Here is a 21,473-nt window from a genome sequence, read left to right on the forward strand (position 1 = left end):
CAGAACGTGTATTATGAAAACAGCAATTACCGCTATGATTTGCAGTCTGTTTTTGGTCCATATCAGCGCGAGGACCGTGGCGCAGATGGTGACGCTCAGGCAAACAAAAATTACGCTCAAAGACGCTTTTAGAGACATCAACAAGCAGACCGGCTACCACTATATCTGGTCTGCGGAGAAGGTGGAAAGTAACAGGAGCATCACCGTCAACATTAAAAATCAACCACTCCGCGAAGCTATACAATCCATTATAAAGGGATTGCCGCTGACTTATGAACTTGAGGACAAGTTGATCATTATTAAAGAACAGCCGGTCGCAGCCGGTCAAAAAACTGTGCTGGTGCAGGAGGGCATTACCGTTAGGGGACGGGTGACCGATTCGTTGAATAATGGTCTTTTGGGGGTGACCGTTAAAGTGCTTTCGGCGGATCTGAAAATGCTGAAATACGCCAGCAGCAACGGCAACGGGGATATTTACATCGAGCATGTACCCGAGCAGAGTTATCTGGAATTTTCTTTGCTGGGCTATCTGCCCCAACGGATTAAAGCAGCCGAAAATATTGGAACGCTGCGCTTGCGGCAGCAGAGTCAATACCTGGATGAGCTTGTCGTGGTGGGCTATCTAAATAAGAAAGCTTCGGAAGTAACGGGTGCTGTACAGCAGGTCAGCGGGGATGTTCTGCGCAGCAGTGTCACCTCGTCCAATGTCCTGTCCATGTTAAAAGGTAAAACCGCGGGCCTGTATATTACCGAGACATCGGGCGAGTCGGGTGCCAAAGGGCAGGTGGTCGAGCGGGGGCAGTCGTCGATGACTACGCCTACCAACAACTATCTGGGGCCGCTGATTGTGGTGGACGGGGTGATAACCAATTATCAGGCCGTGCAGGATGCCGTCAATCCGGCTGATGTCGAAAATATTTCCATTTTGAAAGACGCTTCCTCAACGGCCATATATGGTTCACGTGCGGCGCAAGGGGTGATCGTCATTACGACCAAGCGGGGAGTATCAGGCAAAAGTGCTGTAGACGCGCATATCCAATATGGGATTATCCAGCCCAAACGTGATTTGCGCTTTATGAATACCACCGAGCTGATTGGTTTTATGGATCAGCAGATGCGACGCTATTGGGAACAGACAGAATCTGTCCGCAAGACATTTCCGGACGTGAACGACTTTATCAAAGAACGCCGAATCTATACCGATGCAGACCGTTCGCGCAATTTTAACTGGGAAGATGCAATTTATAGCAAGGGTAATCTGCGGAATACGGAGGTCAGTGTCCGCAACGGCAACGATAAGACAAAATTCTATGCCGGCATAGGCTGGTTTAAAGAGAACGGTGCCTTATACGACAATTCCTTCGACCGGAAGAGCCTACGGGTGAATATTGATCATGCGGTATCGCGTAAATTTCATACGAGCCTAAGCCTCAGTACAATCGTGGACCGAACCTCCAAACGTAACGGTATTCCCGAACTGTATATGATCCAGCCTTTTATGTTTCCTTATGATGATAACGGCAATTTGCTGGACAGTCTGCAAGTGCGGCAATCCAACAATTATGGCCCTGCTACGATAAGCTGGACGCAAAATTTCCTGGCCGAAACGGACTATGACAACACGCGCCTGACGAATGTGCAAAATCACCTTGGTAACCTGCGCCTTCGTTATGATATCTTGCCGGAATTGAGTATTCAGAGTACCAATTCAATCAATTATATGGGCACCAATATCAATTCCTATTATGATCCAAGATCATTTTCGGGGCGGTATGGCGGCTTCCCATATTTATTCCGGCCGGGGATGCCAGTACCCAATGGAACCCTGGACCTGGACGATAGGAAAATGGTCGATTATCTGACTTCCAATACATTGAACTACCGGAAAAACTTTGGAGCGCACAACCTGTCGGTGCTGGTTGGACAGGAGTGGGGCAAACGGACCACGGAGATATCCAGTGTCAGCCTGAACGATATGCTGGCCGGCGAACGGAACATGGGAGCGGCAAAAAGGTTTGGCACGGCAATAAATTTAGCATATTCGCAGCCCTATTCGCCAACGGGAGGCTATCAGGAAAGAGCCACATTTTCGGTATTTGGGCAGGCCGATTATAATTATCGGCAGAAATACCTGGCTTCGGCTTCGGTGCGTACGGATGCGACCACCAATTTCGGGCGCGACAAACGCTATGGTACCTTCTATTCCCTGAGCGCAGGCTGGCTGCTGTCATCGGAAGATTTTCTAAAAGATGTCAAAGCGATCAATTCTCTTAAATTGCGCGCTTCGTATGGAACATCGGGGCGCGATCTGGGCGATGGCTATTTGAATACAACCTTCTATGCGACAGGAACCCCAGCGGGGCTCTTCCGTTACGAACAGGAGGGCAATACTGGGGTCCGCATTTCGCAACTGGCAAATCCCCTGATCTCCTGGGAAACGTTATACAATACCAATATAGGAGTGGATGCCCTATTATTTAGCCGTCTGGGAATTACCTTTGATATCTATCATAAGCGGAGCGATGGACTGCTACAGAATGTACTTTTGCCCTCTGCTCAGGGATCTCTGGCCCAATATCAGAATGTAGGGCAGATTATCAACAAAGGGCTGGAATTGATCCTCAACGCGCATGTAATCAAATCAAAAGATTTTAACTGGCATAGCAGCCTTAATTTTAGCTTTAATAAAAATAGGCTCACCAAGCTGTATCAGGATTCGCTATTGGATAGCTATTCAGGTGCCTATTACCGCAAGATCGGTGAGGATATTAACGTCATCAAGGCGGTGGAATACGCTGGTATCAATCCGGATAATGGTAATATGCAGCATTACAACTTTGTCAATGGTGAAAAAACAATCGTTGAAGGGCTCGGAACCACAAGTGATCTGCGCAACTGGCAGACCGTTGGTTCGGCAACACCGAAGTTTTTTGGCGGTTTTACCAATACGTTTCAATACAAGGCCTTTACGCTCAGTGCCGAATGGTGGTTTCAGTATGGCAATTATCTGATGATGAGTATTGTCAATAATTTCCAGAGTCCGACTTTACCAAGACTGGGCCGTAACAATATCGTGTTTGGCGAGAACCAGCATGTCTGGAAAGGACCGGGCGATACGGAGGCAAACTATCCGGATGTATTCAGTACGGATCCCAATGCCTGGTCTGCATTAAGTTACCGCTCATCCAGGTTATGGGGAAATGGCAGTCATGCCCGCCTGCGTAATGTGCGATTGGCCTATAAATTACCAGAGCACATCCTCAAAACCGTAAAACTGGCAAATGCGGCGGTCTATATCAGTGGCGACAACCTGCTGCTCATTAAAGACAAGGATTTTGTTGGTGCAGATCCGGAGGGGGCTGTACTCGGTGCCACTTCCTATGGCGGTGTAGGCACTGGGTTCGCCAATCCGCGACGTTTTTTAATGGGCATTCAAGTTACGTTTTAATTATTTACATATGAAAATCAGATCTATATACCGATATCATAGTAGTAGAAGTCTTTATTTTCTAGCGACTATGCTTGTCGCGGGATTGACAAGCAGCTGCAATAAGCAGCTGGATGAGCTTCGTCCGCATAATGTTATTTTTGAAGATATCCAGTTTGACCGTCCCGAAGGCTATAGCAAAGCGGTGGTAGGTACCTATAACCTGGTCGCCGGCGGTGCGGTAGCATCTTCCTTTAATTATAACGATATGCTAATCTTCCTCTCAGAGGCAAAAGGCAACACCATTAGGGCGCTGGATGCAGAGGTCAACAAGAATACGGATGTATTTAATTATATCAATTCCAGTACCAAAGACCGCTCCCATACCTACGAGTTTTGGCGGGGCAGCTACACGGTATTGCTGCACCTCAACAAGATATTGGGCCATGTGAAAGCGGGCGAAACGAATGCTGAAATCTTGCAGGCAAAAGCTGAAGCCCTATTTCTGCGGGCTTACGTCTATTTTAACCTGGTACGTCTGTACAGTAAACCCTACCATCAATCTCCGGGCGAATCGCTGGGGGTAATGCTTGTGCTGGATGATAAAGTCAGCCCTGAACTGGCTCCGAAGAGAGCCACTGTACAGGAGGTGTATGCACAGATCTTAAAGGATCTGGAGACAGCAGCGCCACTATTTACGCAAAAGAAATCGAATAGCTATGGCAGCAAATACGCCGCTTATGCATTGCTGTCGCGGGTGTACCTGTATATGGGTGGCACAGTGGAAAACCCGGTAGCAAATTTCAATCAGAAGGCTGCGGAATACGCGGACAAAGTGATCAAAGAAGGCGGTTATCAGCTGTTACGGGATCAAGCCTATCTTGATTATTATAAGACCAACAATATCAACAACAAAGAGGATATCTTTGCGGTGAATACGGACTATTCGCAGGGGCTGATCAGCAATTATTTTGTGATGCCCGCACAGATCAACTACACCGGGGGGTTATATCGTCCATCGCCCTATCTTCTCAATTTGTTGGAGGCCGATGATAAGCGAAATAGCTTCTATTTCAACAATGTAACGCCAGGATATCCGGACGATACCCGGGCGGTTTCAAAATACATGATCGGTTATCAGTCACTTTATGGTTTTTCACCTTTCCGCTACCTGCGTCTGGCCGAGATGTACCTCAACCGGGCAGAGGCTTATGCCAAGCTTAATAAGGACGCTGAAGCATTAAGTGATATCAATGTGATCCGCCAGCGTGCGGGTTTGACTGCCTTATCGGGATTGGTAGGTAAGGCGCTAATGGATGAAATCCTCAAACAGCGCAAGCTGGAATTGGCCTTTGAAGGACATGCCAGTTACGACGAATTCCGAAACGGGCTACCGATGATCCGAAATTATAAATCAGGTAGTTCTGCCGAATTGAATATCAGCCCGAACGACAAAAAAATAATCATGCAGATACCAGAGGAAGAGATCATAGCAAATCCTAACCTGGTTCAGAATTAAGCTAATAAATAGAGGTTTTAATCTTTCTAAAATTGAATAGCAAATGAAAAAATATATTTTAAGCATCGTCTTGTTGACCGGTTTATCATCGCTTGCCCTGGCGCAGCAGCCTTTTGTACTGAAGGGGGAAACCGTAAACGTCACATCGTCCCATGTCTACCTGGCTTATCGCAGCCAGGGTGCAGGTAAATCTATCCTGGACAGTGCAAAAATTGAAAATAACAGGTTTGTTTTTAAGGGGAAAATCGAGGAGCCGGTGATGGCCTATCTGTATCTGGACCGAAAAAGCAGGAGCGTGGATGATCCGAATTCACTGAGTTTATATCTCGAGCCCAAGAATATGAGCATCCGTCTCGAAAAGGATAAATTTAAAGATGCCCTGATCAAAGGATCAAAGACGCAGGACGAATGGGCAAAGCTCGATGTGGAGAAAAAAAATATTCGTAAAGAAATGGAACCTGTACTGGAAGAATATAGCCGTTTAAATAAGGGCTACATGGATGCGGATGCCGAACTGAAACTGTTGGAAGCCAAAGTAAAAAAGCTGAAAGAAGAAGCCTATGATTACCGTGAAAATTTTACACCATTTAATGATCGTATGAGCAAATTGGATGTGGAATTTATCAAGAAAAATCCAGATTCATATGCAAGTTCTTATCTAATGCAATTTATGACAACCGGAGGCGACCTGAATCAAATTGAAGGACTATACAATGGTTTATCTGAGCGGATCAAGAACAGCGGCTATGGCCGGGAAATCGCGGAAAAGATCCAGGGCTTAAAAAACGGTTCGCCCGGCAGCAAAGCATTTGAATTTCAGTCGGCTGACATCAACGGTACACCGCTTGAACTCGCGGCATTCAAAGGTAAATATGTGCTGCTGGATTTCTGGGCAAGCTGGTGTGTGCCCTGCCGTAAAGGGAATCCGCATCTGATCGACTTATACGGTAAATATAAAAATAAGGGTTTCGAAATTATCGGCGTTGCGGACGACGACCGGAGTGAAGCGGCCTGGCGCAAAGCTGTGGACCAGGATAAAATCGGTATCTGGAGACATGTACTGAACGGACTGAAATATGAAAATGGCGAATTTGATCGGTCCAAATCCATCTCTGTCCACTTTGGGATCAGTACCTTACCGACCAAGATCCTGATCAACCCGGAGGGCATTATTGTGGGCAGATATGGCAGTGGTGCTGAAGATGACACCGCATTGGACAAGAAGCTGGCGGAACTATTTGGTGGATAATGGGAATAGCGCTGTTCTGTAAAGGGACAGAAAGGACCTCCTGAAATAAAAAGACTAGTCGTGAGATTAGTCTTTTTTTATTTTCTTTCTAAAGTTTCCCGGTGTATCTCCCGTCCATTTTTTAAAGAACTTGGCGAAATTGGAAGCATCATAGGTCAGCAGAAATGCAATTTTTGCGATGGACAGGGATGAATAGGCCATGAGTTCTTTTGCTCTGGCGATGATTTTCTGGTTGTAAAAATAACTGGGATGGTTTCCTTTTTCCTTTCGGACGGCATAAATAAGATGTTTGTGTGAGATGGCCAGTTCACTGGCGATCAGGTTGATCTCCATAAACGCCATCGTACGGCCTTGTACTACATCCTCAATGTGTCGGTCCAAAAACAATAAATATTGATTGGTGATCTGAGCGGCACGGTTTTCTGGTTTCATACCTTATGGGGGGATTTATGCTGAGGCTGATATTGTTTTAGTGGATGCTGTCTTATTTATCCAGGATGTGGCGTGTGAAGAATCGAACCTCATCCCGATCGGGCAATACTATCCGAATTGATGGGAGGGTGAAAAAGCCCGGCGATGGAAATCATGCCGAGCTTTAGATACCTATTATTTTCTATAGGTGTTGTTAAGTAAGTAGGGATACTTATAAAAACTATAAAATAAAAGTATACGTTATCAGCTATTTATCCTGGATACAACGTACGGGATAACCAGCTCTTTTAAAATAATTCGAGGTATCCCAACCACCGTTTTCAAATCCACGGCCCTGATAAGCTCTGTCGTTACCACCTACTGCCGTATTTAACCAATAAATGGCCGAACTTTGTCGAATAAGCTGTGCTCCATTGGTCGAGCTTCTGTGCGCTGCAGCCGGAAAGCTTAATTTAATATCGCTGCTTTTTTTACTGGTCATAATATGTGCAGCCGTAAAATCTGATAATCCAGGTCCTGTTCCATTTCCGGAAAACGGAATCCAGTTTCCAATCGATGTATGGCGGGTAGCGTTGCCCAAACGGTTGAATTCAGCTTGGCTAGGTACCCGGTCTCCCGTACCACATGGATCCAATGCTGCTTTTATAGGCGCTGTCGCAGTACCGTTATTCCAGGATCCATCTGCAGCAGGCGTTGTGTTCCAGCCAGCGATCGCGCCATCGCCGCTATAAGCATTTGCGACAGGCAATTGACGGCCCCATTGGTAGTAATTACCATATAGCGCCTGTACCGAAGGATTGGCATCCGGATTATTGCTCGCAGGGTTTACATTGGTTACACCAAGATTATAACGGTCCCAACGGTGACCAGAAATGACCGCATAGCGTGCATCTGCATCAGAACTGCTTCGGGTTACATTCGATGCGTTGACATAACGGTCACTGTTAAAACGCAATTTCATCGTATAGGAATAGCCCGGTTTTAAACCTAAGCCCGCATTGGAGAAATTAAAGTTAACCGCTTGCGCATTGACGTCGTGGCCGATTTTGATCTGGCCGCTTGGTATAGTTAAGGCAATTGAAAAAGTAGACGACTGATTCTGGTTGACAATAAAGGTCTGGCCAGTCGCATTGAGGTTCGAAACCGGTGGAACATTCGTTACATTGCTGGAGGATACAGTCGCACCAGTGCTCAGGTCAACAGTGGCGTTAGCGAAAGCTGAAACCCATTCTGCCTGTACCGGAACCTCTGAAAGATAGCCGCCCTTTTTATAGTTCGCTGTACCAAAGGTTCCTGTCGCATCACTATTGTCGACTTGAAGCGTCACACGGGTAAACAGATGCTGCAAGGGAGCCGTCAATGGAGTTGGTGTATTGTTGCCCAGGATCGTGACATCTTTTTCGATGACGTACATCAGGTCTCCGCCATTCTCTGCAAAGCTGGTAAAAGCGAAATTAACTGTACCTGCCGTGTATAGGTTCGTTGTTGGCGCAGCAGGAGGGGCAGTAGTCGTAGACCCCAAGGAATAGATGACAAAGGTATATTTATTGCCTGCAATCAATTTATCCCCAAAAAATACTTGGGTCGAATCAGCAGCGTCACCGACAGCTTGGTCAATATAAGTACCATCTGTTTCATAAGCGACTACCCGATAAGTTACAGCACCTCTCAATGAGAGCAATTTTGAGGTTGCCTTTTTGCTGCTGGATGCTTTAAGCCCGGTACCACCTGCTGTATTTTCAGTCAGTTCTGCTGTAACGGTAAATGGTCCGGCCTGAACTTCCTGCGTTAACGTAAGGGGTTGAGCCGCGCTGGCCTTTGTAGAGGCTTTCGCTGTAGTAATGTCATCTCCACTAAATTGGGCTTCTGTTAAAGCCAGTTTTACACCACCTCGATTTGCTTCAGTAATAAGTTCAGCCTTCTCCTTACTACAGGAAGCGACGAAGGATACAAGAACAATCAGGGCTAGTTTTATCGTTGTGATCTGTGTTATTTTTTTCATCATTGTCATAAATAAATTTTGATTGTTGCTAGTTCCACCATTCTCCGCCATCTGGATCTTTGGTTTCTGTTCCACCATTATTCCATTCATTTTCGTTGACGCCACTTCCGCCTCCGGGCTGGCCTGATCCAACCGATCCTGCAGCTATCCCTTCCTCCATAACCACCTGTAACTGCTCGATTACGGGTTGCACGTAAATCTTTTTTTCAGTTCTCTTTTTCATGTTATCTTATTTATTATTTGGTTTATGCTTAGCACTTATTGTACAAGGCAGGTTAAATCATGGATAGAAGCAGCTGCCTACAGTTGATAAATGCTTTTTGTTAGTCGGATTTCAATTGCTAGTACTGTTAATGTCTATTTGATGTATTATTGTTGTTTATGTAATTTCTCTTCATTTAAATAATTAGCTGAACAAAGACTTTCATTTCAGGATATATAGCTTGATCCATCGAAATAGATCCTAATTGTTGCTTCAAAGATAATTGAGAAAAAAAGAATAGCTATACCACATATCTATCACACAAGTATCACTTATATTTCACTTTTATTTTTAATTTTCTGGTAAACAGTTTCTTGCGTTATTTTTTTTGAGTGTTTGTCAAAATTATTAGCCAAATAAACTGCCGCCATCTAGGTTGTTTTTGTGTGTTGTAACATTGTTGTTCTATAATGATAATATATTTCACTTTAATACATTATAAGATTTTGAAAGGGATTTTAATATGTGATATATGTGTGATATATACTTATTGTTTCTTTTCAGGAAAATATTTCAATATTTGCAGCGAATTAATTAAAATGTTTATTAATCATCACAAAAACAATTAAAAAAATGATTTTACAAACACAGACAAAGGTAAGCTGGAGAGCATTCGTTCTATCAGCTTTAGTGTGTGGATCGTTGTATTCCTGTAAGGAAAGCAAAGACAGTGTAGCTGCGAGCGGTAAGGCAAGTGTGAATATTCAGCTATTGGGGGTAGAAAATCCAATCGTGACCACAAAGAAAGCAGGTAAGGGCGGTAATGCTACTGGCGTAGCCCAGACTGTAGTGGTTCCTTTGACAAACTCAAGTTCTTTTGAAGCGACATTAACGAACGAGCCGTCCGTAACGAGTGGCAACCAGTTACGGGCCTCGTCCGGAAGCCGTGCTGCGGTGACCGAAGAAAGAACGCCATTGGCAGCGAACATCAAGTATAAAATCGTGGTGTACAATGCCGACGGTGATTATGTAACCGAAAAAACTTATACCAATACGGTTGACAATAGTGTGGCAATCGCATTGGATGCGGGACAGACTTATACGTTTGTCGCTTATTCGGTCAATAGTACTTCAACAGTGCCTGCAGTAACAGCACAAGCTGATATCGCAAATGCCAGCCTAGATAATATCAGCGCGGATCTGATGTATTTTAAGAAGGATTTAGCGGTTCAGTCGGGGGACAACAATTTGGCTGTGGTATTAAAACATCAGTATAGTGAAGTGACCACTAATCTGAGCATGGCAACTGAGATGACAGGAGCGATTACCAATCTGGGTACGACCTCCATTGATCCGACGCATGCCAGTGCAAATCTAAAACTGGCGGATGGTACAATAACGTATAATGGCAATACCACAAGTACTGCGGTGCAATTCCCAGCTTTGGGTGCAGGTTTACGTACGGTTTCAAGTAATCCGACGCTATTGATCCATCCGGGTGCAACAAATGGGGTATTTAGCTTTGGATCAATTACGATTGACGGCGAAACCAAGAACAATGTATCTGTAGCAGGCTTAAAGATCGTCCCTGGACAACGTTACAACCTCAACCTGAACTTCAAAACCTGTACACAACCTGTAACAGGTGGAGCAGATCTAAACTGGAGCTATCCTGCTTCAGGATCCGGCGCTGTTGTTGATGGAGTGACCCGGCCGGCAGGATATGTCGTAACCAAAGATCTTACTGCTCCGGGAGCTGACTATGGATTCGTGTTTGATATCCAACAACTGGACAACTCCTTTAACATGGAGGTAAACGGCGTTAAATTGGCAACGCAGGAGATTCAGTTTGAAGCAGGCATTGCCATCGCGCCACGAAACGTTCAATTTGCGGACGGCAGTCTCTATGGTGGAACCAATACAGAAGGTGGCACCGTTCCTCAGGTTTACAGTTTGACCGGTACTTCAGCAAACCCAGTAATTCGTGTAGTGATTAGCCGCTCAGGTGAAGTGTCTATGTATGGTAGCAAAGCCAATGGTGGTGAATTGTATCCTTTAGTATTGACGCAAGGTTCTTTCAACACGGTGCCTTGGAGCTCTACAACCAATAATGTCAAAATTACACAAGTGGTTCAAGGTGCAACCAAAATGGTGGGCGCCGGAAGCGGTAGAAAGAAAGTTGCCTGTACGCAATAGTCAGCACCAAATTTTAAATGCATAACAATCGTATTTAATAAGAATATAAGATATGAAAACAAATCAGTCAAAAAATATATATGTCAGCCCAAAGATAGAGGCGATGAATGTCGAATTGGAGCAAGGTATTGCAGCAGGTTCTGCTGCTCCTGGAAATACGATTAGTAATGACCCACAGGAATCCTGGGATAATGCCGATGATGACAACCGTTTAATCAATTGGTAATCCCTCCAGTTCAAAATTGGTTGATTCATCTGAGTTCGCCCGACAGGTTTAAATTATTCCTGTCGGGTTTTTTGTGGCATCGATTACTTTACTGGATACAGGAGTTAAATTATAGATTTCACTTTCCTAAGCAAGGGAAACAATATACGTTCTGAGGAAGAGTTTGCACGCAGCATGTGACATAGATTCCTTTCAGATTAGAGGTACCATCGATTGAAAACAGAAAAATAAGCGATCTTTTTCTACAATATTGTCTTTTATTTTAAGTGCGCATGAATTGTGTCCCCTTCGTAGGTTTTCAGTTAAGGTGTTTTTTTGTAATACTAATGTCTTGTTTTTCAGTTTTTTATAAAGTGTGATATCAATGTGAAAGGTGCTTTTTTTTGTTTCTTTCTTTTAATGTAAATATTTGTCAAACAGAATTAGGTCGGACATTCCAGCAGCGAAGCTACCAGATAAAAGTACAGCACAAATCTGCAGTCTTACCACCTTTAACTTTTGGCCGTATTGAATTATCGCTCGGATTAATGCGTGAAAGTCCGTGATAATATATTTGGATTTACTCGATAGGGCAGATGGAGCCCTGTCGAGTTTAAATTATTAAGACGGCCTATTTCCTCTGGAAAACGAAAATAATTGTCGGCTTTTGGGTGAAAATATTTCGCTCAAGGAACGGAATATAAGAATAAAACTTATTGAAATACGATGTACAATGGAAAGGAATGACTTTAATCATTTAATAGCTTTAGCGAAGAATAATAATGCTGAATTTTTGGCTTTGTTCAATGAAATTTATCCCGAGTTTGTCACCTCATTGAAGACAATAAATCCTAAAATCCGGAGCAGCGAACTGGAATTTTGTGCGATGACCTTTCTGAATTTTTCGACCAAAAATATTGCTCAATACACCTTTGTAACGGTGCGTGCTGTACAAGTACGTAAAAATAGATTGCGCAAAAAACTGAATATCGCTTCCGACATCGATTTTAACAATTGGATGCGCGAACAGATACAACGAAAACCACCAGTTGAACAGGAGCAAAGCCCAAATAAAATTACCTAAGGATAAAGCGTTGCTGTTTCACTTTATCTACATATTCATAATATTGGATATTCAAGAAAGTTCAAGTGGTCTTTGGAGAGAAGAGATATGTTTTGATGCGCAGAATAGCAGAAAAAATCTTTGATAGACTTTTGCATTAGATTTTAGGTTATATGAATAAAAAGATTTTTTTATGTGATGACAATCTGGTCATTTTGGAGGCTTTAGAAATGATACTGAGTATGACCGATGCGAAGGTTGTCAGTGAAAGCAAAAGTTCTAAAGCCCTATTCTACATTATAAATGAAAAGCCTGATATTTTTATCTGTGATTTGCAGATGCCCGAACTAAATGGTGAAGGCCTTATCAAACAGGTTCGTTCGCATAAAGAATTAGATAACCTCTTTATCCTATGCATTTCTGCTTTCTATGGGGGTAAAGATATCGCAATCCGTGCGGGTGCCGACTATTTCCTCCCTAAACCTTTCGAGATAAATGAACTATTAGCTGTTGTGAATCGTGTTTTGGATGCTGGAACATATTGATAGAGATCTTGTTATCTGATATATTGTTGTCCTGCCAAAAGAAATTATTTGACAAGAAGCTATCCCTTGGAAATGATTTTTATATCTATATAATGATTTAAAATTGTTAGTTTTGCAGCGCGGATTTGGGTCCAAAAAATGCCTTAAATTCTCGTTCCATATAACGATTTATAATAAATGATAACCTACTAAATGAAAAAACAACTTCTTTTTTTAATTTTAATATTATTTACGCTTAAAGCAGTTGCTGGCGATGGACGGAAGCAGGAGGTGGATTCACTTTTAGCGAAGTCGATGGAATTCGGTGGTAAAGGAGATCTGGTCACCTATATCGAGATGGCGATAAAAGCGCTTAATTTGGCTAGTGCGGTCAACTATGATGTAGGAAAGGCGAAATCCGGCTCTTATATAGCTGAAGGTCTTATTACTGTAGGGTTATTTAAGGAAGGATTGAAGCAGCTGGATCGTATTGAAACCACAGACTTTTATAAGAATGAAATTTTCATGCAATCCGAAGTGCATCGGTTGCGGGGAAGAGCTTATGGAGGGCTTATGCTTTATCAACAGGCCCTTCGGGAGTTACGTATGCAGCAGGGACTGATCAGAAAGCTGACCGGTGAAAAACAAATAAAATCCTACCAGTTTAACTATGAGAATTTAGCCGTTGTGTTTCAGCGTCTGGGGCAACTGGATTCGATGCAAAAATATACTGAACTACAATTGGACAATCTGAAAGTGTTTGCAGAAAAAGATGCAGCTATGCGCTATCAGATTGTTTATGAAAATTTAGGCAAGTTATATGTCCAGAAAGGCGAGTTAGCAAAAGCGCAGCTATACCTTGACAAATCTTTAGCGCTGATTGAAAAATATAAGATTCCTATTGTGCTGAATACCTATGGAGTATTAGGATCATTGGAGGAGAAGCGGGGTAATCTTAAAAAGGCGGCGGCCTTTTATGAAGAAAGTCTCAAAAAAAAGCGGGTGGCGGGTAGCAGAATTGGAATAAAGAGTTCATACCGCGAGTTGGCTGATTTTTACCGGAAGAACAACCTGGATAAAGCCAGGGCTGATCACTATGAAATGGCCTTTAGTCGACTCAATGATTCCTTGGAGAATGAAAATCGCCAGGTTGTGGATCAGGTGCTCAATCAGATTTTGCAACTAAAAGACCAGGAATCCGAGACTAAGGTTTCAAAAGTAGCTACAATCGCAATTCTGGTGTTGGTATTGTTGGTGGGTGCGATCTCATTTTTTATATGGCGGACCAGACATAATCGTAAGGCTTTGTTGCAGAAAGAAGAGGCTTTGCAGGAGACAGAATCCGTGAATAGGGAACTGACTGAGCAAATTGGTGAAAATAAATTCAATACGCTAGTGGAGCTGGCCAAAAGCAATAATCCGGAATTCCTGACATTATTTACCGAACTGTATCCACAGTTTATCCAAGCCTTAAAATCACGTGATTCAAATCTCAGAAGCACCGAACTGGAGTTTTGCGCGATGGCCTTTCTCAACTTTTCAACAAAAAATATTGCTGAATATACCTTTGTGACCGTCAGGGCGGTACAGGTCCGCAAAAACAGGTTGCGTAAGAAGTTTGATATCCCTTCGGATGCGGACTTCAATAATTGGATGCGTGGACTGGTCGATACGTCAGAACAAGCCTAGCTCATCGGCTAGGAATAAATTGCTATGCGAGGATTGAAGATCTATTATCGTCGGGAGGATGCGCCCATAGCCTTTATATATTCTAATAAAACAGAGGGCAGGCTATTTGGCCTGCCCTCTGTTTTATTAGAATATTAATTATTGTTAATATTTCTCACACAGCGGATTGGAAGACCTTCGTTATGTGCGCGAGTGGGCACTGAAGTGTTGCCGATTGTTCCGTTATCAACCTGTGCAAAAAGAACATAGTTGGTATTATTTCCGGTATAAGCATTACTTCTCGTTATCAAATAGCCTGTTCCTGATGCTTGATGTATTTTTTTTCATAATCGTGCATAATGAATCTGGCTTGTGGCTTGGATGAAGGTCGGTTTTTATCAAATAGAAGTGGAAGGAAAGTCTCCGGATATCCAAGAATTTCTGTAACATAATCCAATTTCACCAATTTAAAATTGTTGTTAAATACGGGATATTTATTACAAAATTCATGACTATTATCGTTAGGGGTAAACTTCGTGTATCAAATTTATTCTTTAATTATGTAGTTGTTTGTCAATATTTTATATTTATTTTTCGTCTTTTTATTTTGCTTTTTGGAGCAAAAATGGCTTCGTTTGCAGGTTAGTAAAAATGTTTTTGATATAATATATTCGTATGAAGAAAGTGCTTTTAAACTCAATTTATTGGAAGATAAAAACGGATAAAAGCTTGAGAGATCTAAATTAGTATTCAAAGCAAATGAAAGCAGATTTTCCCGTTTACACGCCTAAACAAATCGTCGATACCCCCACAAAACCCGTACTTTTTGATGAAGGCTACGATTTGTTTGGCGAAGATGGAGTCGGGGTCCATAAAGTGGACTTTTTTATTATTATGCTTGTTATCGCTGGAGGGGGTATTCATACGATCGAATCCATTAAATATCCGATCATGGCCGGAAATCTGCATCTGGTATTTCCGCGTCAGCAACATGAAGTCGTTTTGGAGCAAGATGCTCGGGTTTATACCTTATATGTAAATAATACATTATTCAATTCGTTTACCGATCATTTTAAATTTACTTTTTTACTATATCAGAATTATCCGGTCATCAAATTGAGCGTACGGGGTTACGGAAATATGCTGCACGAGATTCATGGAATTAAAAACGAACTGATTTTAGTTGAACTTAATCCCGAAATTCTTAAACTCCACCTGATGATCATTGGTGAAATCATTAATCGGGAGGTATTTAGATATTTTCGGGTGGAAGAAAAAGTAAGGAATCACCGTCTGTCGGAATATGTGAAGCTGGTCGATAACTATTTCGCTGAACATAAGCAGGTTGCCTTCTACGCGAAAATTCTGAATGTAACGGTCAATTATCTGAATGTATGCTGTAAAAAATATCTTTCCTGTACTGCAACTCAGGTGATCCAGGACCGTGTTATCCAGGAAGCAAAGCGTAAATTTAGTATTGGAAATATGTCGATCAAAGAGGTTGGATCCTCTTTAGGTTTTGACGATGTATCTTATTTTACACGATTTTTTAGGGAAAAAACGGGATTAACACCGAGGAAATTTATTGACCTTTGCTTCTCGCCTCCCTTGAACTGATTGGTCCGGAATAATGAATGAAACATACAGTTTTGTCACGATTTTAACAACCGTTTTAATGATTTTAGTAACCTCGGATTTGTAAAGGGAGCTTATCTTTAGCAAGATAATTTTTAGTTATTATCTCTGGGTCTAGATACTGTTCGATCCATTATTATTTGCGAAAATTATTACCCTGGGTTCCTAAAGAATCTTAGCAACCTAGGTGGTAACAGTGCTGATATAAAGTTCTGTGAATAGGGACTGACAACTTTGAAAATCAAATCACATGCATAAATTCAATCTTCGGGACTGTGAGGTGAAAATAACTAATCTGTTTTTGCTCGATGACGTTATAAAGAACAAAAAAATCCGTGAAATCCAATATAGTCCGCTTACCTGTCCAATTGAAATCACAAGTCCCAAAACTGCAGCGTCTTTTAGTATTATCTTGTTTGAGCAAGCAAATGGTTATATCAAGATTGATGATGAACGTCATAGACTGAGCAGGCGGATGGCCATTGTGGTCTTTCCCGGGCAGATTGTCATCTGTCATTTAAAGAAAACAACATTGGGACATTATGTCTCGTGTACACGCGAATTATATGAAGCCATGGCTTCAGCCAGCAGCATTCCTATCGGAAGATCCAAACCCATTACAGCCTTCAAATTGAATGAAAGTAATTTTTATTCCTTACTTCAGGAATTTCTGGAAATCAAAAAGCTGCTGAAAAATTATGAGCAAGAAGGAACAGAGATTGTCTCAAACCGTTTCAGAACCATCTATCTGATCTTAAAATCCAGATGTATGACTATGCGAAGATATCACGCTGATGATATCAAAAGTCCATTTCTCAAAAAATTTATCCAGATTTTGGAAGATTCCTATCGACACGAAAAAGCAGTTGTGTATTATGCAAATGCGATACATGTGTCACCGAATTATCTCAATAAGCTTTGTAAAAGGACCTTTAAAGTGAATGCAAAACAGTTTATAAAAAACAAAATAATTGCTGAGGCCAAACGCCAACTTCTGGGAACGGATCAGTCTATCAAAGAAATTGCGTTCTATCTGGGGTTTGCAAATACAGCAAATTTCTCAAATTTTTTCAAAAGAGAATCCGGATTTTATCCGAAAGATTTTATTCAGTTCCGGAAACAAGCGGTGTAAAAACGATAGATTGCATCCTGTGGTCGGAAAGTGAAAAAAATGATATAGCCTCTGGAGAAAATCCTAGAAGCTATAATCTACTCCAAAGCTGACGTAACCTGGCAACAATTTGTATTCCGTACTGCTATTGTAAAGGTCAGTCAGTTCAGTATTTCTGAAAAAACGGGTATTAAATATATTTTTTGTAGTCATGTTAAATCTCATACGTTGCTTTTGAAGTTCATAAAAGAGGGAGAAATCCGAAAAATAATAGGTCCTGGAATCTTGCCCCAGAAAACTGCCAAAGCGATAAGACTCGTTCTTTAGATTGCACTGTAGATTTTGGCCCATGTTCACAAATATATTCAGAAATCCACGGCTATTTTTTAGGGTATTCTTGTTTTCTGAGCGGTAAGTAACCGACTGTATTGTATATCCGGTATAAATATTTAACCGGGATTTCCACGCACTCCGGAACGACAATCCATAATCGTAGGTGTCTGTATGGATCTGTCGGTTGCCCAATCCGGTCACGACCGTTTCATAATCCGCGCTATTTGCAGCTAGGTCCAGCCGGAAATTTCCGCTGACTACTTTCAGGTAATAATTCAGGTCGGTTTTATAAAAGCTGCTTTTTTTGTTTTTAAGCAATACCTGCTGCGCGAGATTGAAATTAGGATTTGGACTGCTCTCCATGCCTACATAATCGAATAGAATCTGATGTCCGATATAGAGGTTGGCAAAAAAACGGTCCGTCATACTGCCATAGGTGTATGTCAGCGTTGCGCCAGAACTGTTTAAAGTGGCCATATCCGCCATTCCTTTAATGAAATTTCGAATACCTGTGCTATAATAATGGGGGACAAGTTCGGTGAGTGTAGCATTCTGTTGCTGAAAGTAAAGTTCCGTTTCGATGCGTCCCTTACGGTGCACGGCCCATCTGCCTATTAGACCCGGAGAAAACTGCAGGCTGTTTTTGCGGCTGCGTTTGCCAAAATCTGTTAGCCTGTTTTGAACAACACCGATCTGCAAGCGGGGTGTCCATTCCCATTTCTTCCCCTTAAAAGTATATTTGGAAATAAGATTGGTCTGGAATACCGAGAGGTCCATTTCATTGGCAAATTTCTCAGGATAGCTGTCCCTTTCCCCAGTCTTTCCTTGCTCGGCCTGTAGCATCAATCGACTGTTCAGTTGCTGCTGTTGATAGGCCGCCGTCAGGGCGAGCTCAAAATAATTACCATTTTTTTGCCGGTTTAGATAATGGGTTGTAGCACCGAGGTAGCGTAGATCATTTTCGATATGCTGTTTTACGGCTGCGAAATCTTTCTTCCCGAACAGATCTTCGTAATAGTACCGGTCGATACTGTAGTCTACCGGGGACTGTTGATCTATCCAACGGATGGAACTGACCAGCGCCTCCCGCTCCGAAAATTTACGGCTATAGCTGAGGTTGTGGTTGGTCAGGCGGCCCTTGCTTTTGGCCAGCTCCTGACTCCGGTCACCATTAAAGAGTAAGCTACCTAGGTCATTTTGCCCAAGTGAACCCAATGTCCCGGTATAGCTCAGTGTGTTGTACGTATCAGGTTCGAACTGCAATTCCAATTTCGTGAAATAATTATCAATACTGCGGGTAAAATGATAGTCTTCGGTATTCGTAAATTGAATATCCTGCAGCTGATAGTTTTGTATTGTATTGCGGTAGAATGATTTTTTTGTTGGATTCGCAAAACCCAGCCATTTGATTTTAAATGTTGAAGTTGGATTTAAAATGCTGTTGAGAGACAGTAATTTGTCGTTATTGAAGTTTGTCCTCCTGTAGTCAAATCCGGGCAGGCTCGGGGTATTGTCAATCAATTTGGGGGTGCTTATTCCCACTCCAATCTGTCCGGGCTCATCCGCTGAACCGGACTGGATTAGGTGATTGATGCTGCTAACGGCGTCAAGCCCATTGTTATTGGCGCTTCCCAATAGATAATATTTGTTTTTCTTTCCGAAATTCATGAGGTTGGCATTGGCCTGATAATATTTGTTGCCACCTACGGGAGAGCCCTGTAGATCGACCGAGCCTAGCCACTGTGCTTTGCTGTCTTCCTTCAATTGCAGATTTAGGGCGACCTTGTTTGAGTTTTCGATGCCTTTCAATTGTTTGTTGTTGGAATAGCGTTGCAGTACTTGAATTTTTTCCAGGGGCTGAACAGACATATTCTGCGTCAGTAATCGATAACCTTTTTCGAAAAAATCATCTCCTTCCACCATGACCTTTTCGACTTCCTTATCGCCTATTTTGATGCTCCCGTCAGTACCGACATTGATGCCGGGAATCTTGCGGAGCAGATCTTCTACCGAGCGCTCGTCGCCTTGTAAAAAGGATTTCACGCTCAATTCAATGGTGTCTCTACCGCGACGGTAGGGCTGTTTGGAATGGACAATGACTTCCTGCAATCGTTCGACACCACCAGCCATCAATTGTACATTGATCAGGGTATCGGTCTGTGTAGCTGTCAGCGGCAGGGAGACCGGCTCAAAGCTGAGTGCTTTGTACAATAAGGTAAATCTGCCTCCCTGCGCTGTTTGCAAACGATATTTTCCTTCGCCATCGCTAAAGGTATAGGCCAGCATTTTGGCATCGGCATCGCGCTGCAATTCAATCCGCACACCGCCCAATGCTTTTCCATTTGAGCTGACTTTTCCATGGACCGCAACCTGTGCCTGAGCAGCTATACAGAGCAGACAGAACCCCAACAGGGTTAGTATCCGCTTATTGATGTTCCCATTCATACACTTGTTCTACACTACCGCGGACTTTTTTCCCTTCTACATGCACACCTTCCATCACCGGTATTTTGCTATATAAAACGCGCATTTGCTCTTCGGTAATACGGTCATTTTTCTTGATAAATTCCTCCAGTGTAAGTTTGGGCAGGGAATGGATATAGGTGTCATTGATGGGTGAATTGCCTGCGTATGGATAGTTTACCTCTTTCAGGTACCAGTAGTTGGGGTTGGCACTTTCGTTGTAAAGCATCACGATAAGTCCAGGCAATCCACCAAATTTTGATGGTCCCACCGGCACAGGAATATCGTTGGTATAATAAGCAATTAAGGTGGTGCCGCGGTAAGCTGCTGTCGCTTTGTGACACACATATTTGCCCAAGGTATCAACATCATTGTAGTCGGTATTCCAGACCAGTGGTGGAAATTTGTCCGTTATCAGGTAATTGACCCCTTCGATAGAGCCGGTCTCGAGTTGCTGCGCAGCATTATTTTGTTGTATCACAACTTTGTTATAGAGCTTGCCCGAACCAATAGTCATCGAAAATGTAGATGCAACCTCACCATCGATATCCTGGTTGATATCCTGATTGCGTTTGGGCAGCGAATCACGGACCGCTATCTTTACCGTTCCGTCATAATAAACCTGTTCCTTAAAAGTAGCCATAGCCGATGGTATATATTCATATACCGCATGAAGCCGTTGCGCAAAAGAAGATCCTGAAAGGAACAAAAACAGAAAGAATATATAATTTTTATGCATGTTATTTTGTTTTGGAGAAGCGGAGGACTGGCCTCCGCTTCAGTTGCTGTTTATCAACACTGATTACACCTTAAAACCACCGTTAAACACCCCACCACTGACGGCAAGCTCTGAAGAATTCACCACAGCTACCATTGGTATAGGTCTCTGAAGTATGCGTACCCACAACGTGTAGATCGTCAGAACTTAAAAAAGTCAGCACAAAAACACAGCGGGTAAGTCCACCCTGCATTTCTGTTACCTCTTCGGTAATCTTTACGGTGGTGTTTGTTTTGGCCAAACGGTAAGTGGACGTTTTGACTGTTGCATTTTTGTGGGATGCATTTTCCGTTGTCTTAGCAGAAGCTGCAGTAGTTAGCACCGCCAGTGCTACCAGACTCATCATTAATTTTTTCATTGTTTTTTTATTATTTTGTGTTAAACCATAGCATGTTTTTGAAGCATGCTGTTATTGTATGCCAGTAAAAATAGCGGACAGTTTTAATTCGTTAAATAGTGACTTGTTATCCGTATCAGCTGGTTCATTATCCGTGGCTCATGGCTTATTATTCGCTAGGGTATCGGGTAGCATAAGACAACGATAATCATATCTGTACATTTCAAATGCAGACAATTAAACACAGCATCGCTGATCTGCAGGGGCAGTATTTCAGGAAAATAGGACGTGTATTATATTAAAATAATGAAATACAACCAGCTGTTGTC

Annotated in this window: 16 protein-coding genes; 10 read left to right on the forward strand and 6 right to left on the reverse strand. The window is 42.6% G+C overall.

Going from position 1 to position 21,473, the window contains the following annotated elements; translation table 11 throughout:
* The first annotated feature begins 13 nt into the window (after nucleotides 1-13).
* From BWD42_RS12020 to BWD42_RS12030, 3 genes are read left to right on the forward strand one after another with little or no spacing between them, the layout of a single operon-like run.
* Nucleotides 14-3,448 carry a SusC/RagA family TonB-linked outer membrane protein gene (locus tag BWD42_RS12020; protein ID WP_175992045.1) on the forward strand — a complete coding sequence of 1,145 codons (3,435 nt, stop codon included), beginning with the start codon at nucleotides 14-16 and terminating at the stop codon, nucleotides 3,446-3,448.
* A gap of 10 nt (nucleotides 3,449-3,458) precedes the next feature.
* Nucleotides 3,459-4,946 carry a RagB/SusD family nutrient uptake outer membrane protein gene (locus BWD42_RS12025; protein WP_077436595.1) on the forward strand — a complete coding sequence of 496 codons (1,488 nt, stop codon included), beginning with the start codon at nucleotides 3,459-3,461 and terminating at the stop codon, nucleotides 4,944-4,946.
* Between the two features lie 43 nt (nucleotides 4,947-4,989).
* A complete protein-coding gene (locus BWD42_RS12030; RefSeq protein WP_077436597.1) occupies nucleotides 4,990-6,195 on the forward strand; it encodes a TlpA disulfide reductase family protein in 1,206 nt (401 codons plus the stop codon).
* A 66-nt stretch (nucleotides 6,196-6,261) separates the two neighbouring features.
* On the opposite strand, the gene BWD42_RS12035 is transcribed toward BWD42_RS12030, so the two are convergent.
* The 3 genes from BWD42_RS12035 to BWD42_RS12045 all read right to left on the reverse strand — a co-directional run bounded on the left by BWD42_RS12035 (nucleotide 6,262) and on the right by BWD42_RS12045 (nucleotide 8,852).
* Nucleotides 6,262-6,627 (reverse strand): helix-turn-helix domain-containing protein, encoded by a 366-nt coding sequence (locus tag BWD42_RS12035; RefSeq protein ID WP_077436599.1) that lies wholly within the window; start codon nucleotides 6,625-6,627, stop codon nucleotides 6,262-6,264.
* 247 nt (nucleotides 6,628-6,874) lie between these two features.
* Complete coding sequence (locus tag BWD42_RS12040) at nucleotides 6,875-8,632, reverse strand: hypothetical protein (RefSeq protein WP_217700063.1); 1,758 nt, start codon at nucleotides 8,630-8,632, stop codon at nucleotides 6,875-6,877.
* Between the two features lie 25 nt (nucleotides 8,633-8,657).
* The gene (locus BWD42_RS12045) at nucleotides 8,658-8,852 is read right to left on the reverse strand and encodes a hypothetical protein (RefSeq protein ID WP_077436601.1); all 195 of its coding nucleotides are present in this window, start codon (nucleotides 8,850-8,852) and stop codon (nucleotides 8,658-8,660) included.
* Between the two features lie 612 nt (nucleotides 8,853-9,464).
* Here BWD42_RS12045 and BWD42_RS12050 point away from each other — a divergent pair.
* The 7 genes from BWD42_RS12050 to BWD42_RS12075 all read left to right on the forward strand — a co-directional run bounded on the left by BWD42_RS12050 (nucleotide 9,465) and on the right by BWD42_RS12075 (nucleotide 17,254).
* Nucleotides 9,465-11,027, forward strand: a complete 1,563-nt coding sequence (locus BWD42_RS12050; RefSeq protein ID WP_077436603.1) for a hypothetical protein — start codon at nucleotides 9,465-9,467, stop codon at nucleotides 11,025-11,027.
* 52 nt (nucleotides 11,028-11,079) lie between these two features.
* Complete coding sequence (locus BWD42_RS24735) at nucleotides 11,080-11,253, forward strand: hypothetical protein (RefSeq protein WP_175992046.1); 174 nt, start codon at nucleotides 11,080-11,082, stop codon at nucleotides 11,251-11,253.
* Between the two features lie 712 nt (nucleotides 11,254-11,965).
* On the forward strand, nucleotides 11,966-12,316 hold the full coding sequence (locus tag BWD42_RS12055) for a helix-turn-helix transcriptional regulator (protein ID WP_077436605.1): 351 nt from the start codon (nucleotides 11,966-11,968) through the stop codon (nucleotides 12,314-12,316).
* Nucleotides 12,317-12,468: 152 nt separating this feature from the next.
* Nucleotides 12,469-12,840 carry a response regulator gene (locus BWD42_RS12060; RefSeq protein ID WP_077436607.1) on the forward strand — a complete coding sequence of 124 codons (372 nt, stop codon included), beginning with the start codon at nucleotides 12,469-12,471 and terminating at the stop codon, nucleotides 12,838-12,840.
* A gap of 192 nt (nucleotides 12,841-13,032) precedes the next feature.
* A complete protein-coding gene (locus BWD42_RS12065; RefSeq protein ID WP_077436609.1) occupies nucleotides 13,033-14,508 on the forward strand; it encodes a tetratricopeptide repeat protein in 1,476 nt (491 codons plus the stop codon).
* Nucleotides 14,509-15,246: 738 nt separating this feature from the next.
* Nucleotides 15,247-16,104 carry a helix-turn-helix domain-containing protein gene (locus tag BWD42_RS12070; RefSeq protein WP_077436611.1) on the forward strand — a complete coding sequence of 286 codons (858 nt, stop codon included), beginning with the start codon at nucleotides 15,247-15,249 and terminating at the stop codon, nucleotides 16,102-16,104.
* A gap of 268 nt (nucleotides 16,105-16,372) precedes the next feature.
* Nucleotides 16,373-17,254: a helix-turn-helix domain-containing protein gene (locus tag BWD42_RS12075; RefSeq protein WP_077436613.1), complete on the forward strand. Its 882-nt coding sequence runs from the start codon at nucleotides 16,373-16,375 to the stop codon at nucleotides 17,252-17,254.
* Nucleotides 17,255-17,317: 63 nt separating this feature from the next.
* Here the strand turns inward: BWD42_RS12075 and BWD42_RS12080 are convergent, their stop codons facing one another.
* From BWD42_RS12080 to BWD42_RS12090, 3 genes are all read right to left on the reverse strand, one after another.
* Nucleotides 17,318-20,011 carry a TonB-dependent receptor gene (locus BWD42_RS12080; RefSeq protein WP_077436615.1) on the reverse strand — a complete coding sequence of 898 codons (2,694 nt, stop codon included), beginning with the start codon at nucleotides 20,009-20,011 and terminating at the stop codon, nucleotides 17,318-17,320.
* On the reverse strand, nucleotides 19,992-20,768 hold the full coding sequence (locus tag BWD42_RS12085) for a GLPGLI family protein (RefSeq protein ID WP_077436617.1): 777 nt from the start codon (nucleotides 20,766-20,768) through the stop codon (nucleotides 19,992-19,994). The genes BWD42_RS12080 and BWD42_RS12085 overlap by 20 nt, the downstream gene beginning before the upstream one ends.
* Before the next feature lie 82 nt (nucleotides 20,769-20,850).
* A complete protein-coding gene (locus BWD42_RS12090) occupies nucleotides 20,851-21,165 on the reverse strand; it encodes a hypothetical protein (protein ID WP_077436619.1) in 315 nt (104 codons plus the stop codon).
* Nucleotides 21,166-21,473: the final 308 nt, after the last annotated feature.

This window comes from Sphingobacterium sp. CZ-UAM, assembly GCF_002000245.1.
In the GTDB taxonomy this organism is placed as follows: domain Bacteria; phylum Bacteroidota; class Bacteroidia; order Sphingobacteriales; family Sphingobacteriaceae; genus Sphingobacterium.